At 44.4% G+C, this 17,253-nt stretch carries 14 protein-coding genes; all 14 read left to right on the top strand.

Features of this window, described 5'->3' with window-relative positions; translation table 11 throughout:
* Positions 1 to 80 precede the first annotated feature (80 nt).
* A complete protein-coding gene (yqiS, locus tag ACXAEA_RS08450; RefSeq protein WP_475095452.1) occupies positions 81 to 986 on the top strand; it encodes a phosphate butyryltransferase in 906 nt (301 codons plus the stop codon).
* A 28-nt stretch (positions 987 to 1,014) separates the two neighbouring features.
* Positions 1,015 to 2,109, top strand: a complete 1,095-nt coding sequence (gene bcd, locus ACXAEA_RS08455; RefSeq protein WP_475095453.1) for a branched-chain amino acid dehydrogenase — start codon at positions 1,015 to 1,017, stop codon at positions 2,107 to 2,109.
* Between the two features lie 114 nt (positions 2,110 to 2,223).
* Positions 2,224 to 3,309: a butyrate kinase gene (gene buk, locus ACXAEA_RS08460; RefSeq protein WP_475095454.1), complete on the top strand. Its 1,086-nt coding sequence runs from the start codon at positions 2,224 to 2,226 to the stop codon at positions 3,307 to 3,309.
* Positions 3,310 to 3,418: 109 nt separating this feature from the next.
* Positions 3,419 to 4,840 (top strand): dihydrolipoyl dehydrogenase, encoded by a 1,422-nt coding sequence (lpdA, locus tag ACXAEA_RS08465; RefSeq protein ID WP_475095455.1) that lies wholly within the window; start codon positions 3,419 to 3,421, stop codon positions 4,838 to 4,840.
* Between the two features lie 66 nt (positions 4,841 to 4,906).
* Positions 4,907 to 5,902, top strand: a complete 996-nt coding sequence (locus ACXAEA_RS08470; protein WP_475095456.1) for a thiamine pyrophosphate-dependent dehydrogenase E1 component subunit alpha — start codon at positions 4,907 to 4,909, stop codon at positions 5,900 to 5,902.
* Between the two features lie 12 nt (positions 5,903 to 5,914).
* Complete coding sequence (locus ACXAEA_RS08475) at positions 5,915 to 6,898, top strand: alpha-ketoacid dehydrogenase subunit beta (RefSeq protein ID WP_475095457.1); 984 nt, start codon at positions 5,915 to 5,917, stop codon at positions 6,896 to 6,898.
* Between the two features lie 179 nt (positions 6,899 to 7,077).
* Positions 7,078 to 8,382, top strand: coding sequence for a dihydrolipoamide acetyltransferase family protein (locus tag ACXAEA_RS08480; RefSeq protein WP_475095458.1), 1,305 nt, complete (start codon positions 7,078 to 7,080; stop codon positions 8,380 to 8,382).
* A 168-nt stretch (positions 8,383 to 8,550) separates the two neighbouring features.
* The gene (locus tag ACXAEA_RS08485; RefSeq protein WP_475095459.1) at positions 8,551 to 10,509 is read left to right on the top strand and encodes a methylmalonyl-CoA mutase family protein; all 1,959 of its coding nucleotides are present in this window, start codon (positions 8,551 to 8,553) and stop codon (positions 10,507 to 10,509) included.
* Positions 10,496 to 12,676 carry a methylmalonyl-CoA mutase gene (gene scpA, locus ACXAEA_RS08490; RefSeq protein WP_475095460.1) on the top strand — a complete coding sequence of 727 codons (2,181 nt, stop codon included), beginning with the start codon at positions 10,496 to 10,498 and terminating at the stop codon, positions 12,674 to 12,676. Before ACXAEA_RS08485 ends, scpA begins: the two co-directional genes overlap by 14 nt.
* Positions 12,676 to 13,809 carry a methylmalonyl Co-A mutase-associated GTPase MeaB gene (meaB, locus tag ACXAEA_RS08495; RefSeq protein ID WP_475095461.1) on the top strand — a complete coding sequence of 378 codons (1,134 nt, stop codon included), beginning with the start codon at positions 12,676 to 12,678 and terminating at the stop codon, positions 13,807 to 13,809. Before scpA ends, meaB begins: the two co-directional genes overlap by 1 nt.
* Before the next feature lie 217 nt (positions 13,810 to 14,026).
* Positions 14,027 to 14,464 (top strand): BrxA/BrxB family bacilliredoxin, encoded by a 438-nt coding sequence (locus tag ACXAEA_RS08500; RefSeq protein WP_475095462.1) that lies wholly within the window; start codon positions 14,027 to 14,029, stop codon positions 14,462 to 14,464.
* A gap of 424 nt (positions 14,465 to 14,888) precedes the next feature.
* The gene (locus ACXAEA_RS08505) at positions 14,889 to 15,680 is read left to right on the top strand and encodes a transporter substrate-binding domain-containing protein (RefSeq protein WP_475095463.1); all 792 of its coding nucleotides are present in this window, start codon (positions 14,889 to 14,891) and stop codon (positions 15,678 to 15,680) included.
* 82 nt (positions 15,681 to 15,762) lie between these two features.
* A complete protein-coding gene (locus ACXAEA_RS08510; protein WP_475095464.1) occupies positions 15,763 to 16,422 on the top strand; it encodes an amino acid ABC transporter permease in 660 nt (219 codons plus the stop codon).
* Entirely contained in the window at positions 16,415 to 17,137 is a 723-nt protein-coding gene (locus ACXAEA_RS08515) for an amino acid ABC transporter ATP-binding protein (RefSeq protein ID WP_475095465.1), read from the top strand. Before ACXAEA_RS08510 ends, ACXAEA_RS08515 begins: the two co-directional genes overlap by 8 nt.
* The last annotated feature ends 116 nt before the right edge of the window (positions 17,138 to 17,253 follow it).

Raw genomic sequence — 17,253 nt, forward strand, 5'->3', positions numbered from 1 at the left:
TCAGGATTTTTATGTTGGCACGGTTCTTGCATTAATATATATTCGGGTGATGCGCTAAGAAAAGAAAGGGTTGAACAGAAATGAAACTAGACTCACTGATCAGCATGGCATCCCAAAATGGCAGGAAGACAGTTGCTGTTGCAGCGGCAGAAGATGCTGAAGTTCTGGAAGCAATTGCCGAAGCTGCAAAAATGAAGCTTGCAAATTTTCTTCTTTACGGCAACAAAGAAGAAATAGAGAAAATGATTGCATCCCAGCACCCGGAACTATTGGGGAGCGAAGGGATTAAAATCATTTCCGCTCCAAATAATAGTAATGCTGCTGAATTAGCAGTGAAAGCTGTCAAAGATAAGGAAGCGAATGTGCTGATGAAAGGCAATATACCTACTGCTTCCATCTTGAAAGCTGTACTGAATAAAGAGTATGGACTGAGGACCGGGGCGGCGCTTTCCCATGTTGCTGTGTTTGAAATACCGGGATACAACAGATTCACGATCGTTACGGATGCGGCTATGAACATCTCACCGGATCTGGATCAGAAAGCTCAAATCATCAAGAATGCAGTGCAAGTGGCCCATTCTATTGGCATTGATATGCCAAAAGTGGCTCCTCTAGCTGCAGTGGAAGTCGTCAATCCTGCCATGCAGGCAACCCTGGATGCAGCTGCATTGACGATGATGAACAAACGCGGCCAAATTACAGGCTGTATTGTCGATGGACCGCTTGCTCTGGACAACGCTGTGTCACAGCTTGCCGCTGAACACAAGGGAATAAAAAGCGAGGTCGCTGGCAAGGCAGATATTTTATTGGTCCCTGCAATTGAAGTTGGAAACGTACTTTATAAATCCTTAATTTATTTTGCCAATGCAAAGGTTGGCGCGGTCATTGCAGGAGCAAAGGCTCCAATTGTATTAACATCCAGGGCGGACACTGCTCAAAGCAAGTTATATTCACTTGCATTGGCGTTATGCTCTGCTGATAAATAATCTACATAAACCAGGGGAGGAACTAGAAATGGAAATCTTTAAGTATCTAGAACAGTATGATTATGAGCAGGTAGTATTTTGCCAGGATAAACAATCAGGTTTGAAAGCGATTATCGCCATTCACGATACAACTCTTGGACCAGCATTGGGCGGAACTCGTATGTGGACATATGCTTCTGAAGAAGCTGCAATCGAAGATGCTCTTCGCCTTGCAAAAGGTATGACTTACAAAAATGCTGCTGCAGGATTGAATCTTGGCGGGGGTAAAACCGTTATTATCGGTGACCCGCGCAAGGATAAGAATGAAGAAATGTTCCGTGCATTCGGCCGTTACATCCAAGGCCTGAACGGAAGATATATTACAGCAGAAGACGTAGGCACAACTGTAGCTGATATGGACTTAATCCATGAAGAAACAGATTTCGTAACCGGGATTTCACCTGCATTCGGTTCTTCAGGAAACCCTTCTCCGGTAACTGCTTATGGTGTATATAGAGGGATGAAGGCAGCTGCAAAAGAAGCATTCGGCACGGATTCATTGGAAGGCAAAACGATTGCAGTACAGGGCGTCGGCAATGTAGCGTATAACCTTTGCCGCCACCTTCATGAAGAAGGTGCTCAGCTAATTGTAACTGACATCAACAAAGAAGCAGTCCAAAGAGCTGTTGAGGAGTTCGGCGCTAAAGCAGTCGATCCAGATGAAATCTACAGTGTAGAATGTGATATTTACGCTCCATGTGCATTAGGCGCAGTAATTAATGATGAAACGATCCCGCATATCAAAGCGAAGGTTATTGCAGGGGCTGCAAACAATCAGCTGAAGGATCCTAAGCATGGTGATATCATCCATGAAATGGGAATCGTTTACGCACCAGATTATGTAATCAACGCTGGCGGAGTAATCAATGTAGCAGATGAGCTATACGGCTATAACGCTGAAAGAGCAATGAAAAAGGTCGAAACGATCTACAATAATATTGAAAAAGTAATTGAAATCGCAAAAAGAGATGGAATTCCTACTTACAAAGCAGCAGACAGGATGGCAGAAGAGCGTATCGAAAGAATGCGCAATTCTCGCAGCCAATTCCTGCAGAACGGCCATCATATTTTAAGTCGCCGTTAATTCAAGGATATTGCAGAGTGCGCTGAATGGTTTTCGGCGCCTCTGCTGTTTCCTAAATGTTACTGACGTATTGCGGATTGCCAGTCAATTCGTGATTAAATTGGAGGTTTAACTGTGCAACAAACAGAATATCGGATTCTAGTTATTAATCCAGGATCTACATCAACGAAAATTGGAGTCTTTGACAACGAGGTTTCCGTTTTTGAAAAAACGATCCGTCATGATTCAGCTGTCATTAACTCCTATGAGACCATCATCGACCAATACGAATTCAGGAAGAATACGATACTTGAAACGCTTGATAATGAAGGAATCAATATTTCAAAATTGAGTGCTGTTTGTGGGCGCGGGGGGCTATTAAGGCCAATCGAAGGCGGTACATATGCAGTAAACAATAAGATGCTTGATGATCTGCGTGCAGGATTCTCAGGCCAGCATGCTTCTAATCTAGGCGGAATTCTGGCTTATGAAATAGCATCAGGATTGAATATCCCTTCTTTCATCGTCGACCCGGTTGTGGTTGATGAGCTTGACCCAGTTGCCCGAGTGTCTGGTTTTTCGCTGATTGAACGAAAGAGCATTTTTCATGCATTGAACCAAAAGGCGGTCGCAAGGCGGGTTGCAAAGGAACTTGGACGAAGATATGAAGACCTGAATCTGATTGTTACCCATCTAGGCGGGGGAATAACGGTCGGTGCCCACAAATCAGGAAGGGTTGTCGATGTAAACAATGGTCTGCATGGTGATGGGCCTTTCAGTCCTGAACGTGCGGGTACAGTACCTGCTGGTGACCTTGTTGAACTATGTTTTTCCGGTGATTATTACCGGGAAGAAATCATGAAAAAGCTTGTAGGACAGGGCGGACTTGTCGGGTACCTTGGAACCAATGATGCGGTTAAGGTCGAAAAAATGATCAAGCAAGGCAATGCTAAAGCGAAGCAGGTTTATGAAGCTATGGCTTATCAGGTTGCAAAAGAAATCGGCTCTGCAAGCGCAGTCCTTTCCGGGAAAGTGGATGCGATTATCCTGACTGGCGGCCTTGCGTATGGAAAAGAGTTTGTCCATGAGATTTCAGAGCGGATCAATTGGATTGCGGATGTAATTGTCCACCCTGGAGAAAACGAATTACAGGCACTTGCAGAAGGTGCCCTTCGAATCCTCCGTGATGAGGAAGAAGTTAAAGAATACCCTGGTAAATAAGCCGTTGTTGGGTGTGTCAGATCTTTTATAAAAAAATGAAATATAATCTAAATGATTAAATTAAAGAGGGCAATAAAATAAATTTTCCAAAGATAGAGGAGGGATTCAGATGGCTCAAGAATATGATTTGGTCATTCTCGGAGGCGGTACAGGCGGTTATGTAGCAGCAATCAGGGCTTCTCAGCTTGGTTTGAAAACTGCCATCGTGGAAAAAGGAAAGCTTGGCGGAACATGCCTGCATAAAGGCTGTATCCCAAGCAAGGCATTGCTCAGAAGTGCGGAGGTGTACGCCACTGCAAAGAAAAGCGAGGAATTCGGCGTGACGACAGGTGAGGTCGGCGTCAACTTCGCTAAGGTACAGGAAAGAAAAGGGAAGATTGTCGAACAGCTGCATAAGGGAGTACAGCATCTGATGAAGCAGGGCAAGATCGACGTCTTTGAAGGATTGGGAAGAATTCTTGGACCTTCCATTTTCTCTCCAATGCCAGGAACGATTTCTGTTGAAATGAATAATGGCGAAGAAAACGAAATGCTTATTCCTAAGAATGTCATTGTCGCCACTGGATCAAGACCAAGAACATTGCCTGGTCTTGAAGCGGATGGACAATACGTCATGACATCTGATGAAGCGCTTGTGATGGAAGAGCTTCCTAAGTCAATCATCATCGTTGGCGGAGGTGTCATTGGAATCGAATGGGCTTCCATGCTTGCTGACTTTGGGACAGAAGTTACGGTTATTGAATATGCTGACCGGATTGTTCCAACTGAAGATAAGGAAGTCTCAAGAGAAATGCAGCGCGCAATGAAGAAAAAAGGTGTAAAAATTATCACCAACGCGAAAGTTCTGCCTGAAACTCTCGAAAAAGGTGAAGGCGTCAAAATCAGCGCCGAGCTTAAGAATGACACAAAGGTATTCCAAGCAGAAAAAATACTGGTTTCAGTTGGACGCCAGGCAAATGTTGAAGGAATTGGCCTTGAAAATACTGAAATGCAGCTTGAAAGAGGTTTCATTCAGACAAATGAGTTCTTCCAGACGAAGGAATCTCACATTTATGCAATTGGCGACGTAATCGGAGGTCTTCAACTTGCGCATGTAGCCTCTCATGAAGGAATCGTTGCTGTGGAACACATTGCAGGACAGAATCCACATCCTATCGATTACAACCTTGTCTCAAAATGTATATACAGTTCTCCAGAGGCAGCAAGCGTTGGCCTTACTGAAGACGAAGCAAAAGAAAAAGGACATGATGTCAAAATTGGCAAGTTCTCTTTCAAAGCAATTGGCAAGGCGCTTGTATATGGTGAATCCGATGGTTTTGTAAAGATTGTTGCTGACAAAGAGACGAATGATATTCTTGGTGTCCACATGATTGGTCCTCATGTGACTGACATGATCTCTGAAGCAGGACTTGCAAAAGTTCTCGATGCGACACCTTGGGAAGTTGCCCACACGATACATCCGCACCCAACATTGTCAGAGGCAATTGGTGAAGCTGCCCTGGCTGTGGATGGCAAGGCAATTCATTCATAATAGAATTTGACAAAAAGCTCTTTTCCTCGGAAAAGAGCCCTATACGAACACTTGGGAGGTATAAAAATGGCTGAAAATCGTCACGCTGCACTTGGCTTAAGTGATGAAAAAGTTATGGAAATGTATGAGACAATGCTTTTGGCCCGCCGCCTGGATGAGCGGATGTGGCTATTGAACCGCGCTGGTAAAATTCCGTTTGTAATTTCTTGTCAGGGTCAGGAAGCGGCACAGGTAGGGGCAGCTTTTGCTCTTGACCGTGATAAGGACTACGTGCTTCCTTACTACAGGGATATGGGAGTAGTCTTGACTTTTGGCATGACTGCAAAGGACCTTATGCTTTCAGGTTTTGCCAAAGCGGAAGATCCAAACTCTGGAGGACGCCAAATGCCTGGCCACTTCGGGCAAAAGAAGAATAGAATCGTAACTGGTTCATCACCTGTTACAACGCAGGTTCCCCATGCGGTTGGAATTGCTCTGGCTGGAAAGATGGAGAAGAAGGATTTAGTAACTTTCGTTACGTTCGGAGAAGGTTCATCCAACCAGGGTGATTTCCACGAAGGCGCAAACTTTGCGGGAGTGCATAAGCTTCCTGTTATTTTCATGGTTGAGAACAATAAGTATGCGATTTCCATTCCATATGAAAAGCAGGTTGCCGCTGAAAAAGTTTCAGACCGAGCGATCGGTTATGGTATGCCTGGCTTCACTGTAGATGGAAATGATCCTCTTGAAGTTTATAAAGTTGTCAAGGAAGCTGCGGAACGCGGACGAAGCGGAGAGGGGCCAACATTGGTTGAAGCTGTTTCTTACCGTCTTACTCCTCACTCTTCTGATGATGATGATAGAAGCTATCGTGCACCTGACGAAGTTGCACAGGCAAAGACAAAAGATCCAATCATTACATTCGGTGCTTATTTGAAGGAAAATGGCATCATGAATGATGAAAGTGAGAAAGCAATCAATGACAAAATCATGAAGTTGGTTAATGAAGCTACGGATTATGCTGAAAATGCTCCGTACGCTGAACCGGAACACGCATTAAAATACGTATATGCTGAGGAGTAAGGGGGAACAAAAATGGCGGTAATTTCTTATATCGATGCAGTAACATTAGCAATCAAAGAAGAGATGGAAAGAGATCCGAGAGTTTTTGTCCTCGGAGAAGACGTTGGTAAAAAGGGCGGAGTCTTTAAAGCGACACAGGGTCTGTTTGAGCAATTCGGCGAAGACCGCGTTATTGATGCACCACTTGCAGAATCAGCCATTGCAGGTGTAGGAATTGGGGCAGCGATGTACGGAATGCGTCCGATTGCGGAAATGCAATTCGCGGATTTCATCATGCCTGCTGTCAACCAAATCATATCTGAAGCTGCAAGAATCCGTTATCGTTCGAACAACGATTGGAGCTGTCCGATGGTTATCCGTGCCCCTTATGGCGGTGGTGTCCACGGTGCACTATATCACTCCCAATCAGTAGAGGCTGTGTTTGCGAACCAGCCAGGTCTGAAAATTGTTATGCCTTCCACTCCTTATGATGTAAAAGGGTTGTTAAAAGCAGCAATCAGGGATGAAGATCCTGTATTGTTCTTTGAACATAAACGTGCATACCGACTCATCAAAGGCGAAGTTCCGGAAGATGATTATGTGCTTCCAATCGGCAAAGCAGATGTTAAGCGCGAGGGAGAAGATATCACGGTCATCACTTATGGCCTGGCGGTCCATTTTGCACTGCAGGCAGCTGAAAGGCTTGCGAAGGATGGAATTTCTGCACATATCCTCGATCTTCGTACAGTTTATCCATTGGACAAAGAAGCAATCATTGAGGCTGCTTCAAAAACAGGCAAAGTCCTTCTTGTTACGGAAGACAATAAAGAAGGAAGCATCATGAGTGAAGTTGCAGCGATTATTGCAGAGCATTGCTTATTTGAATTGGACGCACCGATCAAGAGGCTGGCAGGTCCGGATGTACCTGCAATGCCATATGCTCCAACAATGGAGAAGTATTTCATGATCAATCCGGATAAAGTAGAAAAAGCAATGAGAGAACTTGCGGAATTTTAAATAGAAAAGCGAAAGCGCCTTGGTCAGCCCCGACAGGCATAAGACGAACCGCGAGGAGGCAGTTTCTCAGCCACCACAGCGGGGCGGCTTATGACTCAAGGGGCTAGGCGCTGTAGCTGGACACTGACTTGAATCCAGATATCAAAATCTTTTATTAGAATAAGAAGGAGGTTCAAACTGTGGCAATCGAACAAATCAAAATGCCTCAATTGGGTGAGAGTGTTACCGAAGGAACAATCAGCAAATGGCTGGTCTCCGTCGGCGACAAAGTAAATAAATACGATCCGCTTGCAGAAGTTATGACCGACAAGGTAAATGCTGAGGTACCATCTTCATTTACGGGTACAATCAAGGAATTGATTGCGAATGAAGGAGATACTCTTGCAGTTGGTGAAATCATCTGTACGATTGAAGTGGAAGGCGGCAATTCGGAAGAAGCTCCTGCAGCTGACAAACCTGCTGCAGAAGCTGCGCCTTCAGGAAACACGTCCACTGCAACTGCAGTGAATGATGGAAACAAAGCAAGGTATTCACCTGCAGTGTTGAAGCTTGCACAGGAAAATGACATCGACCTAACGCAGGTTAATGGAAGCGGTGCAGGCGGTAGGATTACCCGCAAAGATCTTCAAAAGATCATTGAATCCGGGAATATTCCTAAGCCATCTGCCCAAGCAGAAGCACCGAAAGCTCAATCTGCTGCTGTACAGTCTTCAATTCCAGCTCAGCCGGCTGCACCATCGCAGCCTTCAGTAGCACCTGCTCCGTCTGTACCTGTAGCAGCCGGTGACATTGAGATTCCAGTAACTGGAGTTCGCAAGGCAATTGCCGCTAATATGCTTCGCAGCAAGCATGAAGCTCCACACGCCTGGACGATGGTCGAAGTGGATGTAACAAACCTTGTAGAATACAGGAATACCATCAAGGATGACTTCAAGAAAAAAGAAGGCTTCAATTTGACTTTCTTTGCTTTCTTTGTAAAAGCAGTCGCGCAGGCACTGAAGGAATTTCCGCAAATCAATTCCATGTGGGCTGGCGAAAAGATCATCCAAAAGAAAGATATCAATATCTCCATCGCAGTTGCGACGGATGATGCATTGTTTGTGCCTGTCATTAAAAATGCAGACGAGAAAACAATCAAAGGCATTGCCCGTGAAATTACCGAAATGGCTCAAAAAGTACGCGCTGGAAAGCTTCGTTCCGAAGATATGCAGGGTGGTACCTTCACCGTTAACAACACGGGTTCATTCGGATCAGTCCAATCGATGGGAATCATCAACTATCCGCAGGCAGCAATCCTTCAGGTTGAATCCATTGTAAAACGCCCTGTGGTAATGAATAACGGCATGATCGCTGTCAGAGACATGGTTAATCTGTGTCTGTCGCTTGACCATCGAGTGCTTGATGGCCTTGTGTGCGGCCGTTTCCTTGCTAGGGTGAAAGAAATTTTGGAGAATACTTCAAAAGAAACAACATCAATCTATTAATAAATATACAAAGCCGCTGCTTCAATGCAGCGGCTTTTCCTGTAGATGTACTTCGTTGCTAGAATAGCATTCCTGTACTAAAATATAGAAGAGTATAAAAATTAGAATTTTATCACAATTTTTGGGTTGAAGGGGGGAAGGCTGTCTGAACCATGGACAGTAATGTTTATGACGATCGATAATATGAAAGCTGCCTCGTTCAAAGAAGTATCTTTCGACGATTGGCAGGAAAAAGCATCTGCTTCGTTAAAAGGAAAACCAATTGATACTCTTTATACCAATACATATGAAAAAATTAAGCTTAAACCTCTCTATACGAATGAGGATTTCCCAGTAGAGTTGAATGGAGAACTTCCAGGGCATCCTGATTACAGGCGAGGCATCCATTCATTAGGATATCAGTCTTCGACCTGGCAAATTGCGAACCGTGTATTTTATTCCACACTAGCGGAACTGAAGGTGAAAATGGACTCCGCCCTGTCAAAGGGTCAAACTGCTATATCATTTGAGGTAAAGCCGGAGATATTTGGCGATAATCAGGAATTGATTTCTTTCTTCTCATCCTACAAGAATGAGTACCCTTTTAGCTTGAACGCTGGTTCACTTCAAATGCCTATGTTGTCAGCTCTGGCAATCGCCAGAAAAGAAACTGGTACTACCGGGGACTTTAAAGGTTTTGTTGCTGCGGACCCGTTAGCGGAAGCGAGCATGAATGGCGGCCTTCCGAAAGAAGAACATGGATTTTTTAGTGAATGGACGAGAATGCTTGATGAAGCAAGCACTGAGCTGCCAGGATTAAAAACGGTCATGGTTGACACAACCCCATATCAAAACGCTGGCGCGAATGCAGTACAGGAACTTGCTGTTGCACTGGCGACTGGTGTTTACTTACTCCAGAAGTTGACTGATCATGGCTGGGAATTAAAGAAAGCGTTATCAAATATGGTGTTCCATTTTGCTGTAGGTTCTAATTTCTTCATGGAAACAGCCAAGATAAGGGCTGCAAGGCTACTGTGGAGTAAAACAGCCGCGGCATTTGGAGCTGGTTCAGAAGATCGAAAAATGGTGATTTCAGCTGAAACTTCCAGATTCACAAAGACGATTTTTGATCCTTACGTGAATATGCTGAGAACCGGAAATGAAGCATTCGCAGCCATTCTTGGGGGAATTCAGTACCTGCACACAGGCACTTTCGATGAAGCTGCCGGATCTGGGAATGCTTTTTCCGAAAGAGTTGCACGCAATACCCAGCTCGTACTTAAATTGGAGGCACATCTTGAAAAAGTGGCAGACCCGGCTGGAGGCTCCTGGTATATTGAGTCGTTGACAAAGGAACTAGCTGAAAAAGCATGGAATCTCTTTCTTGAAATTGACGCAATGGGCGGGATCTTTGAAACCATTAAATCCGGCTGGCTTCAGGAGCAGATCGCGATGACAGCTGAAGAACGAAAACAGGATATTTATAAACGCAAAAAAAGCATAATCGGCACTAATGTATATGCGAATCCTTTGGAAGACATCAGTGAACCTGTTGTACAGAATAAACATAATAAGTACATCGAGGGTACTCTAGCAGATGTCATGACATTGATGGCGTCTGACAAACCGGTTAAAAATACTTTTAAAGAAATGAAACAAAACTTTACGCCTATAAAGATGATGAGACTCGCAGAATCATACGAAGGATTGAGATTAATGGCAAAGAGCCTGGAGCAGGAGGGAATACAGCCCTCAGTCGGCTTAATCTGCCTGGGAGAACTGAAGAAACATAAAGCTCGAGCTGATTTTGTATCCGGATTTTTGGCTGCTGGAGGAATCAGTGCTGAACGAAGTGGAGAAATAAATACAATATCAGCTGCGGTTGATTTTATTAAATCAGTCGGCGTCAAGCAGTTTGTTATATGCGGTGACCAGGGAACTTACAGTGCCTTTGGGCCTGAGTTTGCACTTGAACTCAACACCAAATGTCCGGGAATCGGCTTTTATCTTGCAGGGGTTCCGGAGGAAAAAGACAGTGAATGGAAAAGTGCCGGAATTAAGGAGTTCCTGCATGTAAGAAGCAATGCGTATCAGAGCTTATCATCTATGCTTCATGAACTGGAGGTGGGAACCAATGCAAAAGCCTGATTTTACAAAAGTCCGCTTATTTGATGAAGAAAATGAAATCGGAAAAGAACAGGTTGATAGCCAGCTAAGAGAAAAGCTAGATGATTTGTTATTTGAAACAAATGAACAAATCAAGATTAAGGCTTTGTATACAAAAGGAGATTTACATTCTGCTCAACACCTTGAGGGAATGCCAGGACTCCCACCGTATACACGAGGTCCCTACCCTGCAATGTACGTGAACCGTCCCTGGACAGTAAGGCAGTATGCTGGTTTTTCAACCGCGGAAGAAAGCAATGCGTTTTATAGGCGGAATCTCGCCATGGGGCAAAAAGGTTTGTCTGTTGCCTTTGATCTTGCTACACACAGGGGCTATGATTCCGATCATCCACGAGTGGAAGGGGATGTCGGGAAGGCTGGGGTAGCGATTGATTCCATTTTGGATATGAAAGTACTCTTCGATGGGATTCCGCTCGACCAGATGTCTGTGTCCATGACAATGAACGGTGCAGTCCTGCCGATCATGGCGTTTTTCATCGTGACGGCTGAAGAACAGGGTGTGACCCAGGATCAGTTATCCGGGACAATCCAGAATGATATCCTTAAGGAGTATATGGTCAGGAACACTTATATTTACCCGCCGGAAATGTCAATGAAGATCATTGCGGATATTTTTGAATACACATCAAAATATATGCCGAAATTCAATTCCATCAGTATATCAGGCTATCACATGCAGGAAGCGGGTGCTCCTGCGGATATAGAATTGGCCTATACGCTAGCTGACGGTCTTGAATATGTGAGAACTGGCCTTAAGGCTGGCATCGATATCGATTCATTCGCACCGCGCTTGAGCTTTTTCTGGGCGATTGGCATGAACTATTTTATGGAAGTAGCCAAAATGAGGGCTGCAAGATATATTTGGGCAAAAATGATCAAGACCTTCAATCCGAAGAATGAAAAGTCGATGGCTTTGAGGACGCATTCGCAAACATCCGGATGGAGTCTGACGGAACAGGATCCATACAATAACGTGATCAGGACCCTGATTGAAGCGCATGCAGCGGCAATGGGTCACACCCAATCATTGCACACGAATGCTCTTGATGAAGCAATCGCGCTGCCTACAGATTTTTCAGCACGCATCGCCCGAAATACACAATTATACCTTCAGGAAGAGACTGAGATTACGAAGGTCATTGATCCATGGGCCGGAAGCTATTATGTTGAGAGCTTGACTCACTCGCTGATCGAACGTGCATGGGAACACATCGAAGAAATCGAAAGTCTTGGCGGAATGGCAAAAGCTATTGAAACCGGGCTTCCGAAAATGCGCATTGAAGAAGCGGCCGCCAGACGACAGGCACAGATTGATTCTGGAAAAGAAACAATCATTGGTGTGAATAATTATAAGCTTGAGCAAGAGGATCCACTTGATATTCTTGATATTGATAATACTGCAGTTCGTGCAAAACAGATCGAAAGGCTGAATCAGCTTAAAGAAACCCGTGATCATAAAGTGGTTGAAGCAGCATTGAATGATCTGGCAATGGCAGCTGAGACTGGAGAAGGGAACTTGCTGGAATTCGCAGTAAAAGCTGCGCGTGCAAGAGCTACGCTAGGGGAAATCTCAGATGCGATTGAAAAAGCGGCTGGCAGACATAAAGCAGTCATCCGGTCAATCAGCGGAGTATACAGTGCTGCATTCACGAATGAAGAAGAAATTTTCGAGGTCCAGAAAATGACCGAGGAATTCCTTGAAAATGAAGGGCGCAGGCCTCGCATCATGATTGCAAAGATGGGGCAGGATGGACATGACAGGGGAGCTAAGGTCATTTCCACCGCATTCGCAGACTTAGGCTTTGATGTGGATATTGGACCGCTGTTCCAAACTCCGGAAGAAACGGCAATCCAGGCAGTGGAAAATGACGTCCATGCAATCGGGATCAGTTCACTTGCTGCAGGGCATAAAACACTTTTGCCACTCCTAATAAAAGAATTGAAGAAATTGGGCCGAGATGACATCGTCGTCATTGTCGGGGGCGTCATCCCTGCACAGGATTATCAGTTCTTGTATGACAATGGAGCCAGTGCTATTTTCGGACCGGGAACCATCATCCCTGTTGCAGCGCAAAAGGTTTTGCGCACAATCTATGACCGTCTTGGCTATGAGGAAGTGTCACATTAATGACGGACGAAAAAAAGCCCGAATGGTTTGACCCCGAGAAGGCTGATTCCTTTTCAAGCATTGTGAAGCCGGGAGTATCTAAGGACGGCAATAAAAGAAATGATCGACCTGCTAAAGCAGGTCGCTTCATCAAAAAAAATAATGTCCGAAAGATCGATCCCGCTTCACTTGCCGATGAGATAAAAACTGGAAACCGGACTGCCCTGGCTAAAGGAATCACTTTGATTGAAAGCAATGCGGAGCATGATTTTTTATCAGCACAAACCTTATTGCAAAAGCTTCTCCCTGATGCAGGCAATTCAATCAGAATCGGAATCACAGGTGTTCCAGGGGCAGGAAAGAGTACATTTATCGAAAGCTTCGGGAGCTATTTGTGCGGCCTAGGACATATGGTTGCGGTCCTGGCCGTGGATCCGACCTCCAGTTTGACAGGGGGCAGCATCCTTGGTGACAAAACAAGGATGGAAAAGCTTGCAAGAAACCCAAAGGCTTTTATCCGCCCGTCTCCATCGGGTGGGAAGCTGGGAGGCGTCCACCGCAAAACCCGGGAAACGATGCTTGTATGTGAAGCCGCTGGATTCGATGTCATCCTGGTTGAAACAGTCGGTGTTGGCCAAAGCGAGGTCATTGTCAGGGATATGGTCGATTACTTCATGCTCCTTGTCCTGACTGGTGCTGGTGATGAACTGCAAGGCATGAAAAAAGGAATCATGGAGCTTGCGGATGCTGTAATTGTGAATAAAGCTGACGGCCCGAACGAGCAGACTGCAAAAAAAACTAAAGAAGAATACAATCGAATCCTGCATTTTCTCCAGCCGGCGACAAAAGGCTGGCAAACGACCGCTTTGACAAGTTCAGCGTTACAGAACAGAGGCATCGAGGAAATTTGGGGAACAATCACAACTTTTGAAACAACAACAAAGGAAAGAGGGGTTTTTGCGGACAGAAGAAGATCCCAGACAAAAGAGTGGCTGAATGATATGATCATAGACCAGCTGCAGATGAATTTCTTCCAGCATCCAGCGATAAAATCCCTGATTCCAAAGATCGAAAATGAAGTCATCTCCGGGAATCGTCCGGTAGCCTCAGGTGTCGAGGAGTTATTCAAAGCCTATTTCGAAGCAAGAAAATAAGCTGCCCATCGATGGGCAGCTTTGGCATTATAAACAAAAAAAAGCGGACAACGGAATTTACCGTTGTCCTTCATCTAGGGAGTTTAGGGGTATGGATCTAGCTGTATTGTTACCTTTCCCGAAATTCACGGCAGTTAAACATACTTTGAAAAATTTATTTTAATTGGTATCATATATTTATGTACTAGTCATTTTCCAGCAGAGGAGAGATCGATCAATGAGCATGGATTTCAATTTTTTCATGAATGATGTAGTCCGCCAGGCACGCCAGGAAATCGTGGCAGCTGGATATACAGAATTGACGACAAGTGAGGAAGTAGAACAGGCGATGGCCAAAGAAGGAACCACACTTGTCATGGTAAACTCAGTTTGCGGATGTGCAGGTGGAATCGCACGCCCTGCAGCGGCGCATTCCCTGCACTATGATAAGCGCCCTGACCACCTTGTAACTGTATTTGCCGGTCAGGATAAGGATGCTACTGAAAAAGCGCGCAGCTACTTTACTGGCTATCCGCCGTCATCACCATCTTTCGCATTGTTGAAGGACGGAAAACTTTGCACAATGATCGAGCGCCATGAAATCGAAGGGCACGATCCGATGCAAGTCGTGAATAAGCTGCAAAACGCATATGAAGAATATTGTGAAGAAGTATAAGTACTGTAATTAATCCCAGCCTTGCTGGGATTTTTTTTGTCTCACTTTAATGGCTGTGTTAAAGCTAATTATCGTATTTAAGTCCTGTTGATCTACGTTCCAGGCGAGTAGACTCCCCGAAAATGCTAACGCATTTCTTTCGTGCGTGGGCGGATTCTTGGAAGCAAATCAATGTCCTGCTGGTTCAGCGCCAGCCCCGCGGAAAACGAAGCGCCTGGAACGGAAATCAATAGTCTAATTTAACACAGCCTTTCAATATGAAAAAAACAAAAATTTATATTTAAAAATATTATTGCATATTTATTAATATGTGTTAAAATTCATTTTAGTTAATAATTATTAGTTCGATCGTATGTGATTCATAGCTAATATATTAATAAATTTGTATACAAGAACCAGAATAAATATTATAGGGGGAAAACAAGTGAAAAAGGCATTATCAGTATTATTAATCAGCATTTTATTGATGGGAGTACTTGCTGCATGCGGGACAAGCACTGAAAAGAAATCAGGCAGCAGCAGCGAAGAAAAGAAAGTATTAACAATGGGGACTTCAGCTGATTACCCTCCATTTGAATATGTGGAAACAGCTAAGAGTGATGAAATTATAGGTTTTGACGTAGACCTTGCAAATCTGATTGCAAACGAATTAGGATATGAAGTGCAAATCAAGGACATGGATTTCAACGGCCTGATTGGTGCACTTCAAGCTGAAAGAGTAGATTTTGTCATGGCAGGCATGACTCCAACTCCTGAGCGCAAAGAGAGCGTAGACTTCTCTGATGTTTATTATACAGCGAAGCATATGATTGTTTCTGCAAAAGACAGCAACATCAAGACAATCGAAGACCTTGAAGGTAAGACAGTAGGCGTTCAGCTTTCTTCCATCCAGGAAGGAAAAGCTGAAGAAATCGGGGAAACTGTGAAGCTCAAGGTAGAAAAGCGTACAAGAATTCCTGAATTGGTCCAGGAAATCAAAGCAGGCCGCATTGATGCAGCTATCATCGAAGATACGGTAGCAGAGGGATATTTCAAAAACAACCCTGATCTTGCAGGCTTCACAATCGAAGATGAAAATGAAGAAGAAGCTGGTTCAGCAATCGCTTTCCCTAAGGGCAGCAAATTGAGTGAGGATTTCAATAAGGTCCTTAAAGAAAAAATGGAAAACGGTGAAGTAGAAAAGCTAGTTGTCAAATGGTTTGGCGGAGAGAAGTAAGATGAAAACAGGCGTTCAGAATGCATATGTCTTCTGGGCGCCTTTCTCCTTCATGAAATAGATAGAGAGGGTTGTTAAAAGTATGAATCTTGATTTTACCGCCATTCTTCCTTCAATGCCTTATATACTGAAGGGAATCGGTGTCACTCTTAAAATTGTATTGGTCGCAGGGATTTTGGGTTTTGCATTTGGTATCATTCTTGCCATTTTTAAAATCAGCAAATATAAGGCGCTTAACTGGTTTGCTGATGTATATACATCCATCTTTCGCGGCACTCCGCTCATTTTACAGCTGATGATCATTTATTATGGTGCACCGCAGATTATCGGTTTTGAAATTTCATCCTACACAGCAGCCGTTGTATCATTTTCATTAAACTCGGCTGCATATATATCTGAAATCATTCGCGCAGGAATTCTAGCGGTTGATAAAGGGCAGAAAGAAGCAGCGATGGCTCTTGGTGTTCCCGGCAATCGAATGATGCGGGACATCATCCTGCCTCAGGCACTGAAGAATATCCTCCCAGCATTAATGAATGAATTCATTACCCTTACAAAAGAATCGGCCATCGTCACGATCATTGCCGTGGATGATATTATGCGCAGAGCCTATATTGTCGGCGGCGAGCAATACAGATTTTTTGAGCCGTTCATTTTTGCCGGCCTGATTTACTATCTCATGGTGATCTCCTTGACAATGATTGGCAAGGTAGTGGAAAGGAGAATGAGACAAAGTGATTAAAGTGCAAGGTCTTCATAAATCATTTGGAAAACTTGAGGTTTTAAAAGGAATCTCCACAAGTATAGAAAATGGAGAGGTTGTAGCCATTATCGGGCCTTCCGGCTCAGGGAAATCGACTTTCCTCCGCTGCCTGAATTTATTGGAACAGCCGACCGGCGGACAAATCCTGATTGGCTCAGATGATATCACCAACAAGAAAACGGATATTATGAAGGTCCGTGAAAATGTCGGTATGGTGTTCCAGCACTTTCATCTGTTCCCGCATATGACTGTCCTGCAAAATATCACATACGCACCAATTAAGGTAAAGGGCCTGACTAAAGCGGAGGCAGAAAAGCGAGGGCTTGAGCTCCTCAAGAAGGTCGGATTATCCGAAAAGGCAAATGAATATCCGAACAGGCTTTCAGGCGGACAGAAACAGCGTGTGGCTATCGCGCGTGCGCTCGCGATGGATCCGGAAGTCATGCTATTCGACGAACCTACATCGGCACTGGATCCAGAAATGGTAAAAGAGGTTCTGGAGGTCATGAAGTCTCTTGCTCATACTGGCATGACGATGGCGATCGTCACTCATGAAATGGGCTTTGCGCGAGAGGTAGCGGATCGTGTCCTTTTCCTAGATGGCGGTGTGCTTGTCGAGGATGCCCCTCCGGCAGAATTCTTCAGCAGCCCAAAAAGCAGCAGGGCAAAAGAATTTTTGGAAAAAATGCTCTAGAGCGACTGCTTACTTTTATAATAGGAAGCTTATCTGATAAACTAATGGATGATCATATCTTCAAGGGTATGGTCATCTTTTTATTGCCTCAATACAGGATTTTTTAAAGTTTATGC

The sequence above is a fragment of the Mesobacillus sp. ABV4_180 genome, from assembly GCF_056158485.1.

Coding starts and splice junctions, on each gene's coding strand:
- yqiS (WP_475095452.1), top strand. CDS start 81: ATGAAACTAGACTCACTGATCAGCATGGCATCCCAAAATGGCAGGAAG.
- bcd (WP_475095453.1), top strand. CDS start 1,015: ATGGAAATCTTTAAGTATCTAGAACAGTATGATTATGAGCAGGTAGTA.
- lpdA (WP_475095455.1), top strand. CDS start 3,419: ATGGCTCAAGAATATGATTTGGTCATTCTCGGAGGCGGTACAGGCGGT.
- ACXAEA_RS08470 (WP_475095456.1), top strand. CDS start 4,907: ATGGCTGAAAATCGTCACGCTGCACTTGGCTTAAGTGATGAAAAAGTT.
- ACXAEA_RS08475 (WP_475095457.1), top strand. CDS start 5,915: ATGGCGGTAATTTCTTATATCGATGCAGTAACATTAGCAATCAAAGAA.
- ACXAEA_RS08485 (WP_475095459.1), top strand. CDS start 8,551: ATGACGATCGATAATATGAAAGCTGCCTCGTTCAAAGAAGTATCTTTC.
- scpA (WP_475095460.1), top strand. CDS start 10,496: ATGCAAAAGCCTGATTTTACAAAAGTCCGCTTATTTGATGAAGAAAAT.
- meaB (WP_475095461.1), top strand. CDS start 12,676: ATGACGGACGAAAAAAAGCCCGAATGGTTTGACCCCGAGAAGGCTGAT.
- ACXAEA_RS08500 (WP_475095462.1), top strand. CDS start 14,027: ATGAGCATGGATTTCAATTTTTTCATGAATGATGTAGTCCGCCAGGCA.
- ACXAEA_RS08510 (WP_475095464.1), top strand. CDS start 15,763: ATGAATCTTGATTTTACCGCCATTCTTCCTTCAATGCCTTATATACTG.